Annotated in this window: 22 protein-coding genes; 19 read left to right on the top strand and 3 right to left on the bottom strand. The window is 42.9% G+C overall.

Annotated elements, in window-relative coordinates; all coding sequences use genetic code 11:
- The 19 genes from MKY98_RS19270 to MKY98_RS19180 all read left to right on the top strand — a co-directional run bounded on the left by MKY98_RS19270 (window position 1) and on the right by MKY98_RS19180 (window position 15,412).
- Window positions 1–426 carry a phage tail terminator family protein gene (locus MKY98_RS19270; protein WP_341011130.1) on the top strand — a complete coding sequence of 142 codons (426 nt, stop codon included), beginning with the start codon at window positions 1–3 and terminating at the stop codon, window positions 424–426.
- Window positions 419–661 (top strand): hypothetical protein, encoded by a 243-nt coding sequence (locus MKY98_RS19265; RefSeq protein WP_341011129.1) that lies wholly within the window; start codon window positions 419–421, stop codon window positions 659–661. Before MKY98_RS19270 ends, MKY98_RS19265 begins: the two co-directional genes overlap by 8 nt.
- On the top strand, window positions 661–1,983 hold the full coding sequence (locus tag MKY98_RS19260; protein ID WP_341011128.1) for a phage tail sheath family protein: 1,323 nt from the start codon (window positions 661–663) through the stop codon (window positions 1,981–1,983). Before MKY98_RS19265 ends, MKY98_RS19260 begins: the two co-directional genes overlap by 1 nt.
- A 1-nt stretch (window position 1,984) precedes the next feature.
- The gene (locus MKY98_RS19255; protein ID WP_341011127.1) at window positions 1,985–2,458 is read left to right on the top strand and encodes a phage tail tube protein; all 474 of its coding nucleotides are present in this window, start codon (window positions 1,985–1,987) and stop codon (window positions 2,456–2,458) included.
- A 28-nt stretch (window positions 2,459–2,486) separates the two neighbouring features.
- Window positions 2,487–2,909: a phage tail assembly chaperone gene (locus MKY98_RS19250; protein WP_341011126.1), complete on the top strand. Its 423-nt coding sequence runs from the start codon at window positions 2,487–2,489 to the stop codon at window positions 2,907–2,909.
- Window positions 2,910–3,141: 232 nt separating this feature from the next.
- On the top strand, window positions 3,142–3,792 hold the full coding sequence (locus MKY98_RS19245) for a hypothetical protein (RefSeq protein WP_341011125.1): 651 nt from the start codon (window positions 3,142–3,144) through the stop codon (window positions 3,790–3,792).
- A 39-nt stretch (window positions 3,793–3,831) separates the two neighbouring features.
- Window positions 3,832–6,183 (top strand): hypothetical protein, encoded by a 2,352-nt coding sequence (locus MKY98_RS19240; RefSeq protein ID WP_341011124.1) that lies wholly within the window; start codon window positions 3,832–3,834, stop codon window positions 6,181–6,183.
- 17 nt (window positions 6,184–6,200) lie between these two features.
- A complete protein-coding gene (locus MKY98_RS19235) occupies window positions 6,201–6,911 on the top strand; it encodes a LysM peptidoglycan-binding domain-containing protein (protein WP_341011123.1) in 711 nt (236 codons plus the stop codon).
- Between the two features lie 4 nt (window positions 6,912–6,915).
- On the top strand, window positions 6,916–7,914 hold the full coding sequence (locus MKY98_RS19230) for an XkdQ/YqbQ family protein (RefSeq protein ID WP_341011122.1): 999 nt from the start codon (window positions 6,916–6,918) through the stop codon (window positions 7,912–7,914).
- On the top strand, window positions 7,914–8,273 hold the full coding sequence (locus MKY98_RS19225) for a DUF2577 domain-containing protein (protein WP_341011120.1): 360 nt from the start codon (window positions 7,914–7,916) through the stop codon (window positions 8,271–8,273). Before MKY98_RS19230 ends, MKY98_RS19225 begins: the two co-directional genes overlap by 1 nt.
- A 47-nt stretch (window positions 8,274–8,320) precedes the next feature.
- The gene (locus MKY98_RS19220; RefSeq protein ID WP_341011119.1) at window positions 8,321–8,677 is read left to right on the top strand and encodes a DUF2634 domain-containing protein; all 357 of its coding nucleotides are present in this window, start codon (window positions 8,321–8,323) and stop codon (window positions 8,675–8,677) included.
- Entirely contained in the window at window positions 8,670–9,737 is a 1,068-nt protein-coding gene (locus MKY98_RS19215) for a baseplate J/gp47 family protein (RefSeq protein ID WP_341011118.1), read from the top strand. The genes MKY98_RS19220 and MKY98_RS19215 overlap by 8 nt, the downstream gene beginning before the upstream one ends.
- The gene (locus MKY98_RS19210) at window positions 9,730–10,278 is read left to right on the top strand and encodes a YmfQ family protein (protein ID WP_254664435.1); all 549 of its coding nucleotides are present in this window, start codon (window positions 9,730–9,732) and stop codon (window positions 10,276–10,278) included. Before MKY98_RS19215 ends, MKY98_RS19210 begins: the two co-directional genes overlap by 8 nt.
- Window positions 10,271–12,760, top strand: a complete 2,490-nt coding sequence (locus MKY98_RS19205; protein ID WP_341011116.1) for a hypothetical protein — start codon at window positions 10,271–10,273, stop codon at window positions 12,758–12,760. Before MKY98_RS19210 ends, MKY98_RS19205 begins: the two co-directional genes overlap by 8 nt.
- Before the next feature lie 13 nt (window positions 12,761–12,773).
- Window positions 12,774–13,286, top strand: coding sequence for a hypothetical protein (locus MKY98_RS19200; RefSeq protein ID WP_341011114.1), 513 nt, complete (start codon window positions 12,774–12,776; stop codon window positions 13,284–13,286).
- Between the two features lie 5 nt (window positions 13,287–13,291).
- On the top strand, window positions 13,292–13,438 hold the full coding sequence (locus MKY98_RS19195; RefSeq protein ID WP_341011111.1) for a CD1375 family protein: 147 nt from the start codon (window positions 13,292–13,294) through the stop codon (window positions 13,436–13,438).
- 49 nt (window positions 13,439–13,487) lie between these two features.
- Window positions 13,488–13,889 (top strand): hypothetical protein, encoded by a 402-nt coding sequence (locus MKY98_RS19190; RefSeq protein WP_341011110.1) that lies wholly within the window; start codon window positions 13,488–13,490, stop codon window positions 13,887–13,889.
- A 3-nt stretch (window positions 13,890–13,892) separates the two neighbouring features.
- Window positions 13,893–14,813: a peptidoglycan recognition protein family protein gene (locus tag MKY98_RS19185; RefSeq protein ID WP_341011109.1), complete on the top strand. Its 921-nt coding sequence runs from the start codon at window positions 13,893–13,895 to the stop codon at window positions 14,811–14,813.
- Window positions 14,814–14,827: 14 nt separating this feature from the next.
- Complete coding sequence (locus MKY98_RS19180) at window positions 14,828–15,412, top strand: phage holin (RefSeq protein WP_341011107.1); 585 nt, start codon at window positions 14,828–14,830, stop codon at window positions 15,410–15,412.
- A gap of 84 nt (window positions 15,413–15,496) precedes the next feature.
- Here the strand turns inward: MKY98_RS19180 and MKY98_RS19175 are convergent, their stop codons facing one another.
- From MKY98_RS19175 to MKY98_RS19165, 3 genes are read right to left on the bottom strand one after another with little or no spacing between them, the layout of a single operon-like run.
- On the bottom strand, window positions 15,497–15,778 hold the full coding sequence (locus tag MKY98_RS19175) for a hypothetical protein (protein WP_341011105.1): 282 nt from the start codon (window positions 15,776–15,778) through the stop codon (window positions 15,497–15,499).
- Between the two features lie 32 nt (window positions 15,779–15,810).
- Complete coding sequence (locus MKY98_RS19170; protein WP_341011103.1) at window positions 15,811–18,099, bottom strand: S8 family peptidase; 2,289 nt, start codon at window positions 18,097–18,099, stop codon at window positions 15,811–15,813.
- A complete protein-coding gene (locus MKY98_RS19165) occupies window positions 18,092–19,249 on the bottom strand; it encodes an AAA family ATPase (protein ID WP_341011101.1) in 1,158 nt (385 codons plus the stop codon). Before MKY98_RS19165 ends, MKY98_RS19170 begins: the two co-directional genes overlap by 8 nt.
- Between the last annotated feature and the right edge of the window lie 161 nt (window positions 19,250–19,410).

Genomic DNA, 19,410 nt, shown 5'->3' with positions numbered 1-19,410 from the left:
ATGGAAGATGTTAAAAATGGAATACGAAAGTATCTTTCATCCTTTCAAACAGGCGTGAAAGCATACGACGAGCGTATAGAGCAAGGTTTCGACGAGCCGTGCTTTTTTGTGCTGCTCATAGACGGCGCACAGGCACGAGAGTTAGGCCGCCGCTACATGCGGACTAATAGTTTCGACATTCACTATTTCCCAGACCCGGACAACCCGGAGAAGCGCCGTGAATGCGAGGCGGTAGCAGATCGGCTTTATGAGGAAATGGAATACATCCAATGGGAAGGCAGTATGTACAGGGCGGTCGACTTAAAGCACCAAATCGTCGATGATGTGCTGCATTTCTTCTTGGATGTGAATGTTCATTTAATGCGCCCGCAGGGGCCAGAAACAAAAATGAGGACTTTAAAACAGGAGGCTGGTATACGTGGCTGAAAACCAAGATACAGAAACCGGGGCAACGCCTGTTGTGGCACCTACGAAGAAAGAGACGGCGGCATCGTCAGCTTCGGTAGAACCCCGTTTTGCCAAAGAGCAATTTCAAGATTCGAAGCAATTTACGCAAATTGAAAAAGATACACTAAGCGTCCTACTAGAGGATGAGCAGGATTATACCATTAGTGAAGCTAGACGGGTTCTCGCTGAATGGTTGAAGAAGGAGGTTAAATAATGGCCGGTACTTGGGTTACACAGAACAAGGATCTACCTGGCGTATATACCAACGTTATATCTGAGCCTAAACCACTAGGCACGTTAAGTGATCGAGGTACCGTCACCATGCCATTGACATTAAGTTGGGGACCAGCAAAACAAATCATTACTATTGATGCTGGTGATGATATTTCAAAAGCGTTGGGATACGACATTACACACGCAAGTCTCCTGTTGGTTAAGGAGGCTCTTAAACGCGCTAAAACGCTGCTTGTGTACCGATTAAACGAAGGGACAAAGGGCACAGTCACAAGCGGTAATCTTGTCGCTACGGCGAAGTATGGCGGCGTGAGAGGTAATGATATTTCCATTGTGATTCAAGCTGACATTGACACACCGTCTAGCTTCAATGTTCGCACCTTGGTTGAGGGCCGAGAGGTAAATACACAAAAGGTTGCTAACATTGATGGGCTGGTTGCGAATGAGTGGGTGAGCTTCAAGGCCTCAGCTACAGATAAGACGTTGGCAGCTACGGCAGGAGCCTCATTAGCTGGCGGGACAAATGGCACTGTAACCAACGCTGATCATTCCGATTATATGGCAGCCATTGAAACGCAAGATTTCAACACCGTAGGAGTGCCATATGATGATGCAACGTTGAAGCCTTTGTATACCACTTACGTCAATCGCTTGCGCGATGACGAGGGCAAAAATGTACAGGTTGTACTCCCAAACTACAGCGCGGCTGACAGTGAAGGAGTAATAAACGTCACGAATGGCGTTATTCTTTCAGATGGTACGGTGATAGATAAGGTTAAAGCAGTCGCTTGGGTCGCAGCTGCTACAGCAGCAGCAAACGTAAACGAATCCCTCACTTACGCTGACTACGATGATGCAGTAGATGTAGATGTAAGATACACCAACCGTGAAGCGATCACAGGTGTCCAGAGCGGTCAATTCTTTTTTATCTATAAGGGTGGCGAGGCCAAAGTACAGCAGGATATCAATACATTCCGTAGCTTTACGCCTAAAAAGAATAAAGACTTCCGCAAAAATCGTGTTGTTCGTACATTGGATGGTATCAAGACTGATTTGCAACGAGTCTTTGAAAAATCCTATATCGGCAAAGTTGATAACAACGTTGACGGGCGTAATCTCGTTAAAAAAGAAGCTATTAATTTGTTCGAACTTAATCAACAAATCAGTGCTATTGAGGAGTTTAATCCTCAGACGGATGTAACGATCGTACCTGGTACAGACAAAGATGCTATTTACGCTGAATATTACGTTAAGCCAGTAGATAGTATCGAAAAAATCTATCAGTTAGTGAGGGCGAGATAATATGACACAGTGGTTGCAAGCTAAGGATACTATTTCCGGCCAGCAGGGTCGATTGTACGCCACCATAAACGGTAGTGTGGAAGAGATGGCCTACTGCAAGAAATTCGAGGCAAAGATCGAGAAAAACATGACAGAAGTAAAAGTATTGGGCTACCTGGGGGATCAGAATAAAGCAAATGGTTGGAAGGGAACAGGCAACATGACTTTTTACTATGTGACCTCATTGTTTAGACAAATGATGCTGGATTATGTGACCACAGGTAAAGATACCTATTTCGATCTAGTTGCCGTTAATGAAGACCCAACTTCCTCGATCGGCAAACAAACCGTGACGCTCAAGAATGTTAATATTAGCAGCATTATTATTGCTAAGTTGGATACTGAGTCTCAATTATTGGACGAAGATTTGGACTTTACTTTTTCCGGCGTCGGATTGCAAGATAGCTTCTCTAAACCTGTATTGGGCGGTAACTAAAATAATCTAAATTAAGGGGATATAAATAATGAGTCAATTTAGCGCGTTTTTCAAAGAGAATGCTTCAGTAGATATTACAGAAGAGATTGTTGTTTCTGAGAGATTTAAAGATGAAGACGGCAAACCTATTCTTTGGAAAATCCAAGGTATTTCAGAGGCGCAAAACAAGGCTATTAGAAAGTCAGCTACGAAAACAGAAAAGGGTAAAGGCGGCATGAAGATTCCGGAAATTGACCCGGACGATTACACCACTAAGTTAGTTTTGGCGAGTGTGGTGTATCCTAACTTAAAAGATGCTGAATTGCAAGGGAACTATGGTGTTGCGGGAGCCGACAATTTGCTAAACGCAATGCTTTTGGCTGGCGAATTTGCAACATTGTTAGAAAAGGTGCAGGAGCTTAACGGTTACGATCAAGATATCAACAAGGTTATGGAAGAAACAAAAAACTAATGGAGGAGGGCGATGCGGACGCAAACTTCGCATATTATGCCCTCCACAAATTACGTATATTGCCCCAGGACTTGATGAAAATGTCTGTCACTGAGCGCGGAGTCATATATCAAATGATTAAGGAACGTATAGAAAATGAGAAAAAAGAAGCGGCGCGACTAAATAAATGATTTACTCTTCCTGAGTGGGTTGATAGAATAATGGTAAAATATACCCACTCAGGAGGGTCATTATGTCTAATTACGGCGAGTGGCAAGAATCGAAAAAAGAATACAAGATGGAAAAAAGAAAGAAACGTCATAAAAGCCAATTGGTTCTTCTTGCAATCATATTGATAATAGGAATTCCTTTGGTTATCATTGTTGGAATCACAAAAGGTTCAGAAAGCGGCAAAGAATCTGTAAAACCCATGACGGAATCTACTCAAATAAAGAAGGAGTTTGATTCGTTTAAAAAACAAATTCTCAGTGAAACTACACAAATGGTTGAGAGTGAAGCAAATTTCAACGAATTCGTTAAAGCTTACTCATCTGGTTCGTTTAGTCAAGTCGAAGCCTATGAAAACGTTAAAGAGTATCGGGATATAATTAATCAACATAGATCAAATTTAATGGCAATGAAGTTTGATGAAAGATTTCCCGAGAAACTTGGAGCTCATTTGACGGAAGGAAAATCAAAGATTCTGGATGGAGTAGCTATGAAAGACTCTGCGCTGGCATCGTTACTTGAATACTTGGATGATGGTAAAACAAGTGAATTAGCTGAATATCGAGAAAATTCTCCTTTGTATTTAGTAGGAGTGAAGGCAGGTTTACAGGAAATCAATGTAGTTGAAAAAATAGTAAATCCTAAAAAACAAAGTACAGGTAAAGCATCCAAATAGGGTGCTTTTTTTGTGCCTCTTTTTTGGAAAGGAGGGAAAATGGCTACTGTTCAATCGACGCTCCAATTATATGATAACTTTTCCAACAAACTAAATGCAGTCAATCAGGCTCTTCAAAATACAACACGGCAAATGGAACGGTTGCAAACGGCTGCCCGTGCTAATATTCAAATAAACGTAAACGCGGCTAATGCAGTTAGTGAGTTGAATGCTGTACAACGTAGACTGCAATCTTTATCCGATGGGAATGTGCGAATCAATCTTGATGCAGCCAATGCAATTCGAGAGCTGGAAGTCGTGCGTAACCATATAAGGCAAATGGGCTCAGGATCTGTTGTCAATATTGTGGTCAATTCGGCTGATATTCTGCGGGAGATTACAGTTATTCGTGACCGTATTCGCGGGATGTTTACCACTTCAGTGGTGAATATAACAATTAATGCCGCTGATGCAATAACGCAGGCCCGTCGCATTCGCCAGCAAATTGATAATCAATTACGAAATATCCAAGCCAGAATACGGATACAATTACCAGCATCGTTACAAGCAATGTTTGGCAATCTGCAAATGCTTGTATTGAGGCTCATTCGTGTTGTTCGGCAACTGAGAACAAGCAGCGGCGCAAACGCAGCATCGTTACAAGCCGCTTTAGCACGGATAGAAGCTTTGGAACAGAAGATAAACCAATTACAAGAAAGACTGAATCGACGTTTGCGTGAGGGCGGACGGGCTTCCGAGAGTATGTTGAGCAACCTCAGAAATATTGCAGCCGTTTACGTTTCTATTGCAGCGGCAAAGGCTCTGTTCGAAAAGGTTATGAGCGGGGCGATGGATCAACAATCATTTATTGACACATTTTCCTCTAGAGCTGGTGATCTAAATCTAGGGAATGCTATTTATGATTCGATCACTAAACAAGCATTAAAGGCTGGGCAAGATGTAAATGAAGCATTGTCAGGAACAATGAAGTTTATGTCTAACACTATGGACCCTGAACAGTTAACAAAATTGAATATGCTCTCTATGCGGCTTGCAAAGCTAAACCCTGCTGAAGGTTTAGAAGGGGCAGCTTTTAGTATGAAGGAACTCCTTTCGGGGGATTACACTTCTATCGTGGAAAGGTTCGACATAGGAAGAAGTACGATTAAGTCAAGTGATGCGTTGAAGGCTGGTAAAGCAGGAAATATTGATGAATTCATAAAGGGAATGGATAAACTCCTTAACCAACAAAATTTAACGCAAAAGGCATTTGACAAAATGTTAGAATCTCCAGCTGCAAAATGGAAGAAGGCAGTAAACACTTTTGAGTTTAGCCTATCTAAGGCAGGGATGCAGGCATTAAAAGCCTTTGAACCATTGTTCGATATGATAAACAACGGTTTCCAAAGCGGTAAGTTTGATCAATTTTTCGGCAGTATTCAAGCTGGCATGTCCATGATTGCAACAGCAACAACAAGCGTAGTTCAATTTCTTGTGAACAACTGGGATCTGGTGAAAAACACGTTATTAGTTTTAGGCGTTGTAGCTGCCGCTGTAGCTGTTGGGTTTGCGATAGATTGGATTATAGCCGTTTGGCCATTAGCACTTATTGTGGCTGCTATCATTGGTATTATAACGGTACTGAATAAATTCGGGATATCCACCGGGGAAGTTGTGGCTTTTGTTGTGGGGGTGTTTTATGCAATGTTCGCCCAACTAAACAACTGGATTGCTGGATTCTGGAATGTAATTTTAGATTTCGTGGAGTTCTTCGCAAATATTTTTATCGACCCGGTTTACGCAATCAAAAAGCTGTTTTATGACCTGTGGAATGATATCGGTAAGTATTTCGTAGATCTGATAAACAAGATGGTCGATGGCTTAAACTGGCTGATCGAAAAAACAAATTCGATTACCGGTTCTACCATTTCTGCGATCCAGTACATGAAGATGGCAGATGGTCCGCAAAAGCCGACTTCGGATAAAGATGTTATGGACTTTAGCAAGTACCGTATGCAATCAATGGATGTTCTGAAAGCATTCAATAATGGTAAGTCGATGGCTAACGACCTTACTAAATCCGTAAGCAATTTTTCTCTTAAAGGAACTGCCCAGCCTTATAAAGCTCCTAAGGCAGCAAAGCCAAACGGCGCTGGCGATGTTGGCAAGGTTGGTAAAGTGGGCAAAGTCGGAAAGATCGAAGACAAGGTAGATATCTCATCGGAGGATTTGAAGGTTATGAGGGATATCGCAGAAATGAAGTCTATACAGAATTTCAATTCCATCACGCCTACCATCCAAGTTAAAACAGGAGATATTAACAGCGGTGCGGATCTTGACACGATTATTAAAAAGATTGGTGACCATTTGGAAGAACAATTCGTATCTACCGCACGAATGGTATATGAATGATAGGGAGGGATTCGAATATGGAAGAACACGGTATATTCCTGAGTTACAACAATCAGGAGGAAGCTTTTCGTATTCCTGTTAACCCGGAGGAACTAAGCGTCAAGGAGGCTGGAGACGGGTCAACGTATAAGATTGTGGGCGGCGATGAAATAAACGCTATACAGTCACGGAAGCTCACAGAAATATCGTTCTCCAGCTTCCTGCCGGGGCAACTGTATCCTTTCGTTAACGGTGACGAATTGCTTCCTATACCTGAATATATCGCTCTTATAACCAAGTGGATGGACGCCAAACGGCCCATCCGCTTTATTTATTCCGCCATTAGCTTTGAACCTGGCGCACAGAAGAGTCCGCAGGAGATTGCTATTAACATGCCGGTCACAATTGAGGAATTCGAATGGAAGCCAGTTGCTGGCACATCGGATATCGAATATAGCATCACATTTAAGAAATACGTGTTTTATAGTGCGGTGCAGGCCAAGGTTAAACAGACCACAACCAAGGCAGGCGCAAAGAAGACGACTACGACAAAGACAAAGGCCAAACGACCTAGCGAAAAGGCTAAACCTAAATCTGTAAAGGTAAAGGCCGGGGATACGCTTTGGATAATTGCGAAGAAATACCTGGGTGACGGGTCCCGTTACAAGGATATCCAAACGCTCAACAAAATCACGAATGCACAAGCCAAACGGCTAAAGGTCGGGCAAGTGCTGAGACTGCCGGGGTGATGGTATGGATATATTTATCGACAACCGGGACGGCAACGTCTGGCAGGTGTCTGGTGAGGCGATGGCCGGGAAGGAAAATGCTTCGGGGTTGGTGTCTGAGTTGACGTGGAAAACCGAACGCACCGGGAGCCCGGGTAGCGTAGATATAACGTTGGTTAAAGACGGTATCTATCAAAACAAAAAGTTTAAGGTTCAGAACGGGGACATCGTCCGCATTACAAAGGGAAAGTACAAGATATTTTACGGCTATGTGTTTTCGGTGGAACAATCGGAGAAATCCGACATGAAGATAACGGCGTACGACCAAATAAGGTATCTCAATGCCAACGACACTTACGTTTTTAAAAACCTGACGGCCGGAGCGGTGATAAAACGGATTGCAGAGGATTTTAAGCTGAAAACCGGGATGATAGCCGACACGGGATACAAAATACCCGCTATGGTTGAAGATAACCAAAAGCTATTAGACATCATCTATAAAGCCATCGACCAGACGCTTATGTCTACCGGTTCAACCTATGTATTTTACGACGATTTCGGCGCTCTGGCCCTTAAACGGGCTGCTGACATGCTTGTATCGGTGTCGGTGGGTGACGGTAGCCTAATGACCGGATACGCGCTTAAAAAGTCGATAGACAGCGAGACATACAACTATGTAAAGCTGGTGCAGGACAATAAAGAGTCAGGCAAGCGCGATGCCTACGTATACCAGGACAGCAACAATATCAAAAAGTGGGGCAAGCTCCAGTTGTACGACAAGGTAGATGAAAAAATGAACGCAGCACAGATTAAGCAAAAGGCGCAAAACTTGCTCACCTTACACAATAGGGAAAGCAAAAGCTTGAGTATAGATGCTATGGGGGATTTGAGTATACGGGCAGGGTGTTATGTGCCTGTGTTTATTGATGATTTGAAGGTGAGTCAAGTGTATTTGGTCGATTCATGCACACATAAATTTTCAGGGCTTGAGCACACGATGAGCCTGGAACTGAAGGTGATCTAATGATTAAACAACTACAGAAAATAGCGCTGAGCACTGTGGATGCATCTAAGCCAAGTGAGAGTATGGTCGGACAGGTGACGGGAGTAGATCCGCTTGAAATTACAGTTGATCAACGACTGGTGCTGGATGAAGATTTCTTGCTTATCACGGAACGAGTAACCCGGTACGAGGTTAGTCTTACACACAGCCACGTATACAAAGACGAAACTCCAACGGAAACAGCCACCAAGACCACTCAAACCGCGCTGCCGGATGTGCTGGTTATCCGCGAAGGCCTCAAACTCGGTGATGCTGTGCTTTTACAACGCATGCAAGGCGGTCAGCAGTTCGCCGTTATAGATAAGTTGGTGAGCGCATGATTCCAGCGGGCGGTAGTATCGTTGACGAGGAGATTGAGGAGGAAGAAATGCCCACCAAGACATATGCCTTAGACTTTGTAAACGGACGCGCACGCGGCATTGTAGACGGTCTAGCGGCTATGAGGCAGGTGGTATATAAGATACTTCAAACGTTGAGATACGAAAATCTAATTTATTCCGACGATTATGGAGCGGAAGTAGATCAGTTACAAGGGCAGAGCCGATTGTTCGTGCAAACAGAGCTTAAGCGGCTGGTCCGTGAAGCTTTACTGGCGGATGATCGGATTACGGATGTGCGTGATTTCCAATTTACCTTTTCCGGCAGTGACGTACTAGCAGAGTTTGAGGTTATAACAACGCAAGGCAATTTCAGAGATGAAACGGGGGTCGGAGGCATTGTATGAGAGTCAAACATTTGAGGCTATTCTAGAACGTATGCTTGCTCGCATACCGGATAGCATGGACAAACGAGAGGGAAGTGTTATATATGATGCGCTGGCCCCAAATGCTGCTGAATTAGCTCAAGCATATGTGGAATTAGACACTCAAATAAGCTTGGTTTTCCCTAATCCTGATAACGAGGAATACTTAGATAAATCTGTTGCTTGGTCGGGTACAGAACGCAAAGAAGCGATAAAAGCGCAGTGGCGAGGTAAGTTTTATAACAACCAAAACGAGCTTATGGATGTACCTATCGGTAGTCGTTACTCGATTGAAGAGTTAAACTACGTGGTCATAAGTAAACTGGGAGTTGGACAATTTTCTGTTCAGTGTGAGACTGCTGGAGTAATAGGCAATAAATACACAGGAACATTGCTTCCTATTGATTTTATCGACGGGCTAGCAAAAGCTGAACTAGTAGATTTATTGGTTTCTGGAGAAGATGTGGAGTCAGGAGAGGCTTTGTTTGATAGATATCAAGATAAAGTCACCAAACCTATTACTAGCGCAAACAAGAACCAATATGTCGTGTGGGCACGGGAAGTAAGTGGCGTAGGGGATGCAAAGGTATTCCCGCTCTGGAATGGGAACGCCACAGTTAAGGTTGTGATTCTTAACAATGACAAACGAACACCTTCACCTGCTGTTGTACAGGCTGTGCAGATGCATATAGACCCTACTCAGGATGGACACGGTGAAGGCGCTGCGCCTATTGGTCCGGTTGTCACGGTTGTGGGCGCTGGGGAGGTGCCTATAAACGTCAGTGTGCGAGTACAGTTAGCACGAGATGCGACAACGGACGATGTAAAAGAGCAATTGGAAGCCAGTATTGCTAAGTATCTGGAGGGGTTAGCATTTAACGATACCGACACATTGGTGCGGATCACCCGGATAGCAAACTTTATCTTGGATGTTCCTCCAGTAATTGATTATTTTGACCTGACTATTAACGGCGTAACCAGCAACATTCAGGTTCCGCTAGATTCGGTTGCAGTGCTCGGGACGGTGGATGTGCATGTCTAAAAAACTAATGTCATACTTGCCGGACTATTATGAGGAAATTCAAGAATTCGTAGAAATAATGCAGTCGGAAGATGTTGAGTTTGCCAGCTTGGATGCTGCAATGGTGGATACATTCCGCCAGTTTCACCCGGAGACAGCAACTTGGGGCATTAAGTATTGGGAAAAGGATCTTAAAATAATCTCGATGCCCTCTAAGCCAATTGAACAACGCCGCAGCGTGGTTATCTCCAAGATGCGCGGGAGCGGCAAGGTGTCTGCGAGCATGATTAAAAATGTGGCAGACAGCTATGACCGCGGCGAGGTTGATGTTACTGTTTTTCCGTCTGAATACTATTTTGTGATCAGGTTTATCGGGACACTAGGATTGCCGCCAAATCTCCAAGACTTAAAAGATGCTATAGAAGAGATCAAACCGGCACACTTAGAAGTGCGGTATCAGTTCAGGTACCTAGTTATACGTGAGATACACCACGTGATGAGGATCAGTGAAATTAATAACACTCAATTAAACAAATTTGCAGGAGGTGTACCGATTGGCTAGTAATACACCTAATTTGAGCCTATACATGAAGGACCCGGTGGCAGAAGGTAACGATTTCTTTGATGTGAAAACCATGATGAATGATAACTGGGAGAAGATAGACGGTTTTGCTGGTGTTATGGATGGGGTTAAAGAACGTTTTGATACAATAACTCGTCAGGAAGTAACGCTGAATGCAGGAGTACAGATCATCACCGCCATTAAGTCAGCTTTGTTTTCTTTGGACGGTGTGACCGGGCGAATGCTCGTAAACTTGCTCGGGCGTATGGGTAATTGCGAAAGTGTGGGGTTATGGTCGTCCAATACCACAATCGCAACAGATACAGCTAATAAAACCAGCGGGACCAGCTCATTTAAACTTACGCTTGGTTCTGTACCCGCTACAGCATCCGCGACCTTCCTTACTACGCCGGGCAAAAAGTATGTAGCCATAGCAGATGTGAAAAACGGTAACACCAGCAAGGTTTCCATATCCATAAATGGCATTGCTGGGGCAACGGGTAACGATGTAGCGGCAGCTTCGGCTTTTGCGCCGTCTGTTGTCCGGTTTGCGGCTACTGATTATTTCCACATCTTGACCATTACAGGCACAGGTGCAAGCGGTAATACGTTTAATATGGACAGTGTGCGTGTTTACGAGGTATCAGATGCAGACTATGCAGCAGCGGCGACCCTTACGTCTGTTCAAGTGGCTGCTAAATGGCCTTATGTAGATAGTGTAATGCCTGTACGTAATCCTTATGCGATTCGGTACGGGGAAAACTTGATTCCCCCATTCTACGAATGGGCTGTTAACACTACAGGCGTGGTTACCTTACAAGGGCCGTACAAAGCTACAGCTACACGGACCGTTCCTGATGTCATATCGCCGTTGCGGGTTGTTGTTCCTGTTCTGCCTAACACCGACTATACAATTTCTAGTATAGGAGACGGGTTACAATATATTGAGCGTAGGGACAATAACGATTCTGACCCAACCGGAGAAGTTGCGACGGGTGTAATTGCCGTAGGTTCTAAAACATTCACTACATCGTCACAAACGCGATTCTTATCTGTGCGGCTTAGATACGCCGCTGCGGGTTCATTCGCGCACGAAAACCCAATGCTTAACATCGGCAGCACAGCCAAACCATTCAAACCGCGCGAAGACTCAATGTTAGCATTGCAAACAGACCTGTACGCCGATCCAGTTGCAGGGGTTAATGCTGATACGGTGTTCGAGCGTGACGGGCAGTATTTCAAGTCGAAGAAGTGGCAGAGTGTGACATTGGATGGAGCGCTGACGTGGACATATGCGTCTACGTATACTGGGTATAAGCGCGTCACAATTGTACTTCAAGATGTCTACAATCCTTCCACTTGGAATCCGGTGGGCGTCAAGTTCGACGGTAGCCTACTTAAACGGGTTGGAGAAGATGCGGCTGATTCTTTATCTGGAAGCCCTGCGGACGGTAAATCTATATTCGTGACGGTGTCTATCGCGGACAGCGGATGGGGAGACAGCTATACACCGACAGCAGACGAGATTAAGGCGTATTTCATGGGCTGGCGTATGCGCGATCAAACGACACTAGGCCCATACACAAGTGGCGTAAAAGCATGGGGAACACTCTTATCCGGTGGGGCAAACAATTATACCAACACATTGCCAACTACTGCAGCACCAGACTACAAAACGCCGTACCAACTTGTATATCAACTCGCAACGCCTACAGTCGAGCCTATTGTTTCAGAGGGGCAGCTTTCCTTTATCGAGGGTGATAATCAGGTCGAAGTAGGCACAGGGATTGTGTTACGCGAAGGTGTCAAGGCTGCGAGATACGAAGATAATATGTGGATCAACGGAGCAATTGGCGGGTCAACACCACTAAATAAACGTCCCAAGTCCTTTCTCGCATTTTATAAAGATGGAAAAAGGGATAATTGGAGGGTGATGGATCACGGAACTGCGCCGAACATCGAAACATATGGATTAGTGCAAGCGAACACACCTTTATCGAAATTTAGCGATGCGTCATCATATTCTGTGACATACATGGAAATGGTGTCTTCGCCCAATATGCCGTTTACAGGCTCATACGCAGCCAACGAAAAGACGCTGCTGTCAGACTTGGTAGACAGTGTGCAGCAAAACACATCGCGTGTGTCGGTGTTGGAGAATAAGAAGGCTGACAAGGATGTTCCCGCATGGATTACGCCAACAACGTTACTCAATGGTTGGGTTAGTATGGGTGTGCTGGGCTACCGTAAAATTGACAATAAGGTACAAGTTAAGGCCCGGATTAAAAGCGGTGTAATAGGACAGCCATTTATGGTTCTGCCAGAAGGGTATAGACCGCTTGTGGGTCAGGTTCGTCCGGTACACTCTTATACGACGACGGACGTGTTTGCCGCTGTGCTAATCAATGCAGACGGTAAATTCATCGTGTCGGGCGGCAGTAATAACGAGGTAAATATATATTTGGAGTTCACAACAGATTAGGGGAGGGCAACAAATGAAAGCAGCCGCTAAAGTAAATACAGATGGCCTCTATATGGAAGACGTAGAAGTGGACGATGCCTTTTCGGGTGTCGTCCCTTTTTATGCCGAATCCGTTGGAGAGCAGGGTGATATAGTGAACCCTCAAAAGCCGGAGCCTATTGGATATACCGTAAGTGTACCAATTACAACAACCGGGTTGTTTAAGCCAAAATTCGACCTTGCTGCATGGATGGCTTATGAAGGTGCAGTTTACGAGGCTCAGGAGTCATATATAGCCGCGCTAAACGATTGGCAGGCTAAGGGCAGGATTACAGAGGAGCAGCCTGTATATGTTGCACCTAAAGAGCCAGAAAATCTATGGACAGAAGGACTCACTCCAGAACAGATAGCGGAGCTAACCAAACAGCCAGAACCGCAGCCGAAACTTCGTGAAGAACTTACAAATACGCAGATTGCAATGGCGGATATGTATGAGCAAATGCTTGCTATGCAGGCGGAGCTTAAAGTTCTTAAAGAGGGGAGGTGATTAACGTGGCAGCCATATATGGATCTCTAATCATGAAAGGCATAAAGACGTTTGCTCAGGTACCAGATATACAAAAGGAACCTGTTAGAGCATATCTAGCAAGTTGGGGATTAGACGTGGATGGCACACCATTAGAAAAACGGGATGAGTAAGACAGGAAAATTTTCCTGAGCAAAAATAGATAGAGACGGGGGAAAGGGTATGCCGGAAGGAGACGTGATGGCGATTGAACAATTGCACACGAAAACAGAAGAGTTAACAGTTCAACTACAGAATCTAAGTGGGGAATTTGCTAGGTTGTCTGCTCAGGCCGTATCGGATGGGGCGCGTTTCAAATTGGTCGAGCAGACACAGGGTAGGCATGATGAGGAAATCCGTCAACTTAAAGATTCAACGCGCATGATGCAACTACAATTTGATCAGGTAATGACTAAGATCGACACGCTGGAAATGAAACTGTTTAGCTGGCTCCAGCAAACGCAGCAGGATAGCGTTAAGGAACGAACGACGAATAATAAACAGTGGTTTAATTTCCTGACCTTTGTATTGGGCGGGACCATAATCGCTATTGTTACAGCGGTTTTTGTAAAAGGGGGATTGTGATACTTGTTTAATCCAAATAAATACACGATTGAACGGCGCTACATAAACAAGCGCCATAACGTAAGACCGGGTACTCGCCTAACAAGCGGGAATCCGGTCTTTTTAGTTGCACACGACACGGGTAATCCAGGAGCGTCAGCGGATAACCATTACACCTACTTTCAGGATTTGAAAGACAGATCCGCATCAGCTCAAACTTTTGTGGATGACAAAAAGATTCTGGAGATCATCCCGACCGGAACCGGACCAGACGCAGCTGAGAAAGCTTGGCACGTATTGTACAACGTAACCACGGATAACGAACTGTACGGCGACGATGCGAATGATATAGCGTTGGGCGTGGAACTGTGCTTCGGCGGCAAGATCGACACCTTGGAGGCTTACAAACGCTATGTATGGTACCTGGCCTACTGTTGCAACAAATGGAGCATAAACCCACGGACACACATACCGAGTCATAAGCAGCTTGATCCATCACGTAAGAGGGACGTAGACCAAGCTCTGGGGACGATTGGGAAAACGCTCAAGGATTTAGTCTATGACGTTGAAGCAGAGCTTAAAGGCGCTTCTGTGGCTCCTGCTGCGCTGGACTTCACACCGTTGCCCGTGTACATCGCTCAATCTTTAATTGATAACTATGTTTCTCCAGCTTGGTTCGCAAGCCAAAAGGCCAATGATCCGGAAGGCAAGACACATTTTCACAACCTAGCCAATAACCTTCGGGCGGCGGCCGGGTTGAACGAAAAGAATCTGCCGCTTGCTGGAGCTGTGAAGCTGTTTAAATCCAATGCACAAGAGATTATCTTCCGGTGGCTTCAACCAGCTTGGTTCAAGGCTAAACAAGCTGATGACAAGGAACAAATGCAACATTTCAATAATCTGGCTAATTATCTGCGTTCTGCCGCAGGTCTGCCGAAACAATAAGAGGGGGATTTTATATGCAAACTATTATCGAAACTGTACAACCATATGTAAGTACCATTGCTACAGCTATTTTAGGAGTCCTGACAGCCATTGTTATCGCTGGACTTAACACGATTAAGGTAAAGGCCAACACGTGGATAGATGCACGTACAACGGAGTCACAGCGAGTCTTGTTGCATAAGCTGGCTGAGGAAGGATTTTCCTTGGCGAAGACAGCCTATAAAGAAGCTGATGGGCCTAAGAAACTTCAGGAGGCTTTGTCCTATGTAACCGGACAGTTGGAGCAAAAGGGAATCACACTCACTCCAGTGGAAGTCCAAGCGGCGATTGAAAAGGCGTACCTGGACTATAAAGCCAAAACGAAGCAAAAGCCCATTAGTACGGAGGAAGCCACTATAGCAGATGTAGCAGCCAAGGTTAGCACCGAAGAAGCAGCTCAAGCAGCAGCGAAAGAGGCAATGACTGGTTTGGCAGCCAAGGTAAACGAATTGTTGGCTCAGGCTACGGCAGAGGTAACAACAGGTGCTCAGGTTCAACCTGCACCTGAGCCTATTCCTGCGCCGACAGAAGCTACACAAGCGCCTGTAACTACAGAGTAAGTATATAAAGTAAACACCCTATCAACTTATACTGGTAGGGTGTTTTTACGTTTAGGTAGAATGAATATCGATGAAGAAATTGAATTAATTTTTTTTCTTTTTTAAGGTGATTTTTACCCCAGCTTCTCCTTCCAAACCAACGACCAGTTGAGTTAAACCGCCCGATTTGGCAATTCCTTTTACATGTATCTCAATGGTATCCATCTCAAATCCCTTGAACCCTTCTGCATATCCTGCGAGAGCCTCGTAAGTTACAGGAACATTTTTTACCGCTCCACTCATAGCTGATGACGGCATATATACTTCATCTTCCGAATTTTCTTGAATCAAAGGCATCATTAATACAAACTGTTCTTTTTTACTCATAGTATAAATCTCCTTAAAGTTATTTATTAAAATCACTCTTCGTTATTATAGAAACTTTCACCATCTACGTGGATTTCAGAGAGAATCTCAAAACGAGAGTGGCTTTCAATTGAAATACCGCCATGAACATCGACATCATTAGTTGTTAAATCTTCTATTGAGACTATTAGGATATAGTCGATCTCTTCATCGTTTTCTAATTCAGGTTTGCTATAGAGCTGCAGCCAAATCTGCCAGTCACCAGGGTTAAAACTCTTTATAATACGATTAAAGTGATGAATATGATCCCATTTTTTTCGACCCTCTTTACCTGCAGGATTGCTTGTTGCCATGTTATTACCCGAATTAATTGTGTGAAGAGAAGTGTCTACATATGCTCTCAAATATTCATTGCCCATACTTTGATTTACGGGCGAGAAACAAATACAAGTAACAGAAACCTTTACCACAGGCTTTTTGTTGTTTGAGTACTGAGAGAGGGTTGATGGCATATAGAATCTTACTCTCTCTTTTAAAAGTCTACCAAGTTTACCCTTTCTTATATAAGAAGCCCTACTTCTATAAGAGTCTTTAGAGTTTAGATAATTTCCGATTCCTTTTCCATACAGTTTTGAATGTAGCTCTCTAAAATCTTGAGATGAATTATAAGAGTCAATATGGGGCGTTTCGGCATGATGAAGTAGAAGTGCTTTTGCTATCATTATATCATTTTCAGGGATATGTTCTGTAAGCAAGGCTAATTCTTGTGCTGCTAATGGCGTCGAGAAACTTGTCCCAAATTCTTGGGTTAATTTCCCTTCATTATTTATAACATAGGCGGCGCAATTTGCAGATATAAATCCTTTATTATCTTTAATATAAACATTGCCGCCTGGGTAGACTAAATCCGGTTTTGGTGAACCAGCAAATCCGAAGCCAATTCTACTAAAGGGGGATAATTCATCTCTACCTGAAATGCTATCCGGATGGTTATCTCTCGATATAGAACCAACAGTGAGAGCGTAAAAAGATTCACTGGGTGCTGCCATTCTCGACGCATCATCATCTATGATATCATCCAATGATGAATAATAAGACCATAATTTATGATTTCCTGTAGGTACCACAAATTGAATGCCATAATCCGTATATTTCTTTGTCAAAGAATCAAGTTCAAAAGCTAAATTACTGATGAAGTCCCCAGATAGTGAATCTTGCTGATTTAATGCTAAACAAAATATTTTTGCTTGATCTTTAATGTTTTCAACAGCTGAACGTATCCTCTTGATAAGAGTGGGTTCATCTAAGGGTGTTAGCCCATCACTAATTGCAGCATCGATTATTCGGACCTTTGGTATAAGTTGTTTGTTTAATACTTGAGTGTCTATATCATCACCAAAAATTGCCCTACTTGCAACCTTTGTACCATGTTCGCAGGTTGGAGCAAACTCTAAATCTTCAGATATATACTCACCTGCAATACAATCACTCATGCTCTCGGGTAAAGATACCCCGTCATCTAGTATGCAAATTATTGGTAGTTCCTTAGGGTCACGTAAAAATTCGATTTTTACATCGTCCAAATCAATTTCAGCCTGACCACCACCTTCAGTTTCAGTTTTGAAAAAAGGTGTTTTTCCTATTTCGAGAACTATTTCTTGATCAGCCAATACTTTTAGTCCGCTGGAAGGAATAAGCGCTCGTAGTACAGGTGTATTGTTTTGAAGTATAACGTTGTCTAACAACTCACCTTGCACTGATAATATATTACTAGATAGAAACTCAATCATTTTTTCATAATCAGAAGACTTTAAACTAGGAATCAAAGTTATTTGTACATCTTGAGTCGCATTAGAGTCTTTAAGCGATTGAGCAAGTTTATCTTCAGAAGCGTAGGAAGAAATCGATTTTATATACTGAAAAAAATCATGAGATTTCCCATCTTTTTGTGTATACTGTGACAACTTTCGGTCAAACTCTTTTAAGTTCTCAGGAGAAGTTGAAACAATTGCTACGTTGGACTTTTTAATCGAATTAACTATCAACTTGTTTTTCGTAAATAATTTTTCGAAGTCTCCTCGATCATCAATCGTGTCTCCTTCTTCTAGTTCAACTTTAAAAATAATTATATTATCTGAGATTGGTGTTTTATTTTGACGGTGTGACTTTCGTATCGCTTCAATTCCTTTTGCTAAATTTGTGCCGTGTTCAACATGATTAATGTCTCTTGGTGTTGGTATCGATCGTGGTTTATATTCCACCAGATCTACTTCGCTATCAGGTATCCAAAAATGTGATTTTGGATCTTTATTTTTGTTATTTGGTTTTCTTCGATCATTCAACCTTATTCAACTCCTTAATTCGATCAGAAATGGTTGATTTAGGTATGCCGGTTATTTCACTGATTTCTCTTAGGGTTAAGCCGTTACTTTTAAGCAAATGAAGATACGACGCGTCCACAGCACTTTCATTAAATAAAAGAAGCATATTTGTAATTGTTTTTACAAAATCAGCTGTGGAAATTGAAATTCTTTTCTGATGAAAAAGAGTATTTTTAACGGTTTTTACAACAACATCATGAAGCTGAGAAAAATTAAAGCCTTTACTAATATCAGCGACCTTTTTAATATCCGCTTGTATATTTAGTTCGAATTTCTTTAGTTGTGTTTCAAGATAATTGACTCTCATTTCTTGATCGGGTAATTCAAGATACAAAACTGTATTAAATCTTCTCCAAACAGCTGCATCGAGTAATTCCTGATGGTTAGTCGCCGCAATTATGAGAACATCGTCTGAAAGCATATCAATATTCTGTAGTAAGGTATTAACTACTCGTTTTAATTCCCCTAATTCATTTTTATCATCACGTTTTTTTGCAATTGCATCAAATTCATCAAGAAAGAGAATCACATTTTTCTTATCAACTGACTCGAAAATTTTTCTGATGTTAGTTCCTGTTTGGCCCAAGAGGGATGAAATTAGACTATCTAGTCGAACATAAGCTAGAGGCAAAGACAATGACTTAGATAGAGAAAAAGCAGTAGAAGTTTTTCCGCAACCTGGAGGACCACAAAGCAATAGTCTGTTTTCAAAATTGAGCCCCAATTTGATCAACTGATCCCGATTTTCATATTCATTAATAATATATTCAATTTGACCTGATATTGTTTTACTTAGGATTAGCGAATCTTGTTGAACTTCTTGAGGATGGTACCAGTCGATTAAACTGTTATTAGATGTCTTATCCCGAGGGGTATACATACCCGTGGGTTCAAACATCTTAAGACCTGAAGAAGGTGAAAATGTGGGTTCTCTTTTCTTTGTACTTGGACTTATGTTTCTCGATTTTAAAGATGTTGTTATCTTATTTGCTAATTGAACATTTCCTTTTTTTCTTTCCTCCTCGGACAATTCAAGGACCGTTTTTTTAAAGTTTTCATCGTCGTTGTTGTTAAACGCCTCGATAAGTTTAATTACAAAATCGGATCTCATAAACACCACCCGTTCGGACAAAGCCGGAATATAGACCTTATTATACCACCTTTTATGCCATTTTTATACGTGGATTTTTCGGACAAGTCGGACAGACCTATCAACTAATATGAACAATAATACAAATTTATATTTCGGTCAAGAACAAACGTTCCTAGACT

Origin of the sequence: Paenibacillus sp. FSL M8-0228 (assembly GCF_038007385.1) — a bacterium.
GTDB classification, from domain to species: Bacteria; Bacillota; Bacilli; order Paenibacillales; family Paenibacillaceae; genus Paenibacillus; species Paenibacillus polymyxa_D.
Note: the sequence above shows the minus strand (reverse complement) of the source record. Positions and strands in the feature narration are given on the sequence as shown.

What these genes read in the sequence shown, in the direction of transcription:
- MKY98_RS19260 (WP_341011128.1), top strand. Translation starts at nt 661, where the DNA reads ATGGCCGGTACTTGGGTTACACAGAACAAGGATCTACCTGGCGTATAT.
- MKY98_RS19230 (WP_341011122.1), top strand. Translation starts at nt 6,916, where the DNA reads ATGGATATATTTATCGACAACCGGGACGGCAACGTCTGGCAGGTGTCT.
- MKY98_RS19240 (WP_341011124.1), top strand. Translation starts at nt 3,832, where the DNA reads ATGGCTACTGTTCAATCGACGCTCCAATTATATGATAACTTTTCCAAC.
- MKY98_RS19175 (WP_341011105.1), bottom strand. Translation starts at nt 15,778, where the DNA reads ATGAGTAAAAAAGAACAGTTTGTATTAATGATGCCTTTGATTCAAGAA.
- MKY98_RS19220 (WP_341011119.1), top strand. Translation starts at nt 8,321, where the DNA reads ATGCCCACCAAGACATATGCCTTAGACTTTGTAAACGGACGCGCACGC.
- MKY98_RS19255 (WP_341011127.1), top strand. Translation starts at nt 1,985, where the DNA reads ATGACACAGTGGTTGCAAGCTAAGGATACTATTTCCGGCCAGCAGGGT.
- MKY98_RS19165 (WP_341011101.1), bottom strand. Translation starts at nt 19,249, where the DNA reads ATGAGATCCGATTTTGTAATTAAACTTATCGAGGCGTTTAACAACAAC.
- MKY98_RS19180 (WP_341011107.1), top strand. Translation starts at nt 14,828, where the DNA reads ATGCAAACTATTATCGAAACTGTACAACCATATGTAAGTACCATTGCT.
- MKY98_RS19225 (WP_341011120.1), top strand. Translation starts at nt 7,914, where the DNA reads ATGATTAAACAACTACAGAAAATAGCGCTGAGCACTGTGGATGCATCT.
- MKY98_RS19250 (WP_341011126.1), top strand. Translation starts at nt 2,487, where the DNA reads ATGAGTCAATTTAGCGCGTTTTTCAAAGAGAATGCTTCAGTAGATATT.
- MKY98_RS19190 (WP_341011110.1), top strand. Translation starts at nt 13,488, where the DNA reads ATGCCGGAAGGAGACGTGATGGCGATTGAACAATTGCACACGAAAACA.
- MKY98_RS19200 (WP_341011114.1), top strand. Translation starts at nt 12,774, where the DNA reads ATGAAAGCAGCCGCTAAAGTAAATACAGATGGCCTCTATATGGAAGAC.
- MKY98_RS19235 (WP_341011123.1), top strand. Translation starts at nt 6,201, where the DNA reads ATGGAAGAACACGGTATATTCCTGAGTTACAACAATCAGGAGGAAGCT.
- MKY98_RS19245 (WP_341011125.1), top strand. Translation starts at nt 3,142, where the DNA reads ATGTCTAATTACGGCGAGTGGCAAGAATCGAAAAAAGAATACAAGATG.
- MKY98_RS19210 (WP_254664435.1), top strand. Translation starts at nt 9,730, where the DNA reads ATGTCTAAAAAACTAATGTCATACTTGCCGGACTATTATGAGGAAATT.
- MKY98_RS19270 (WP_341011130.1), top strand. Translation starts at nt 1, where the DNA reads ATGGAAGATGTTAAAAATGGAATACGAAAGTATCTTTCATCCTTTCAA.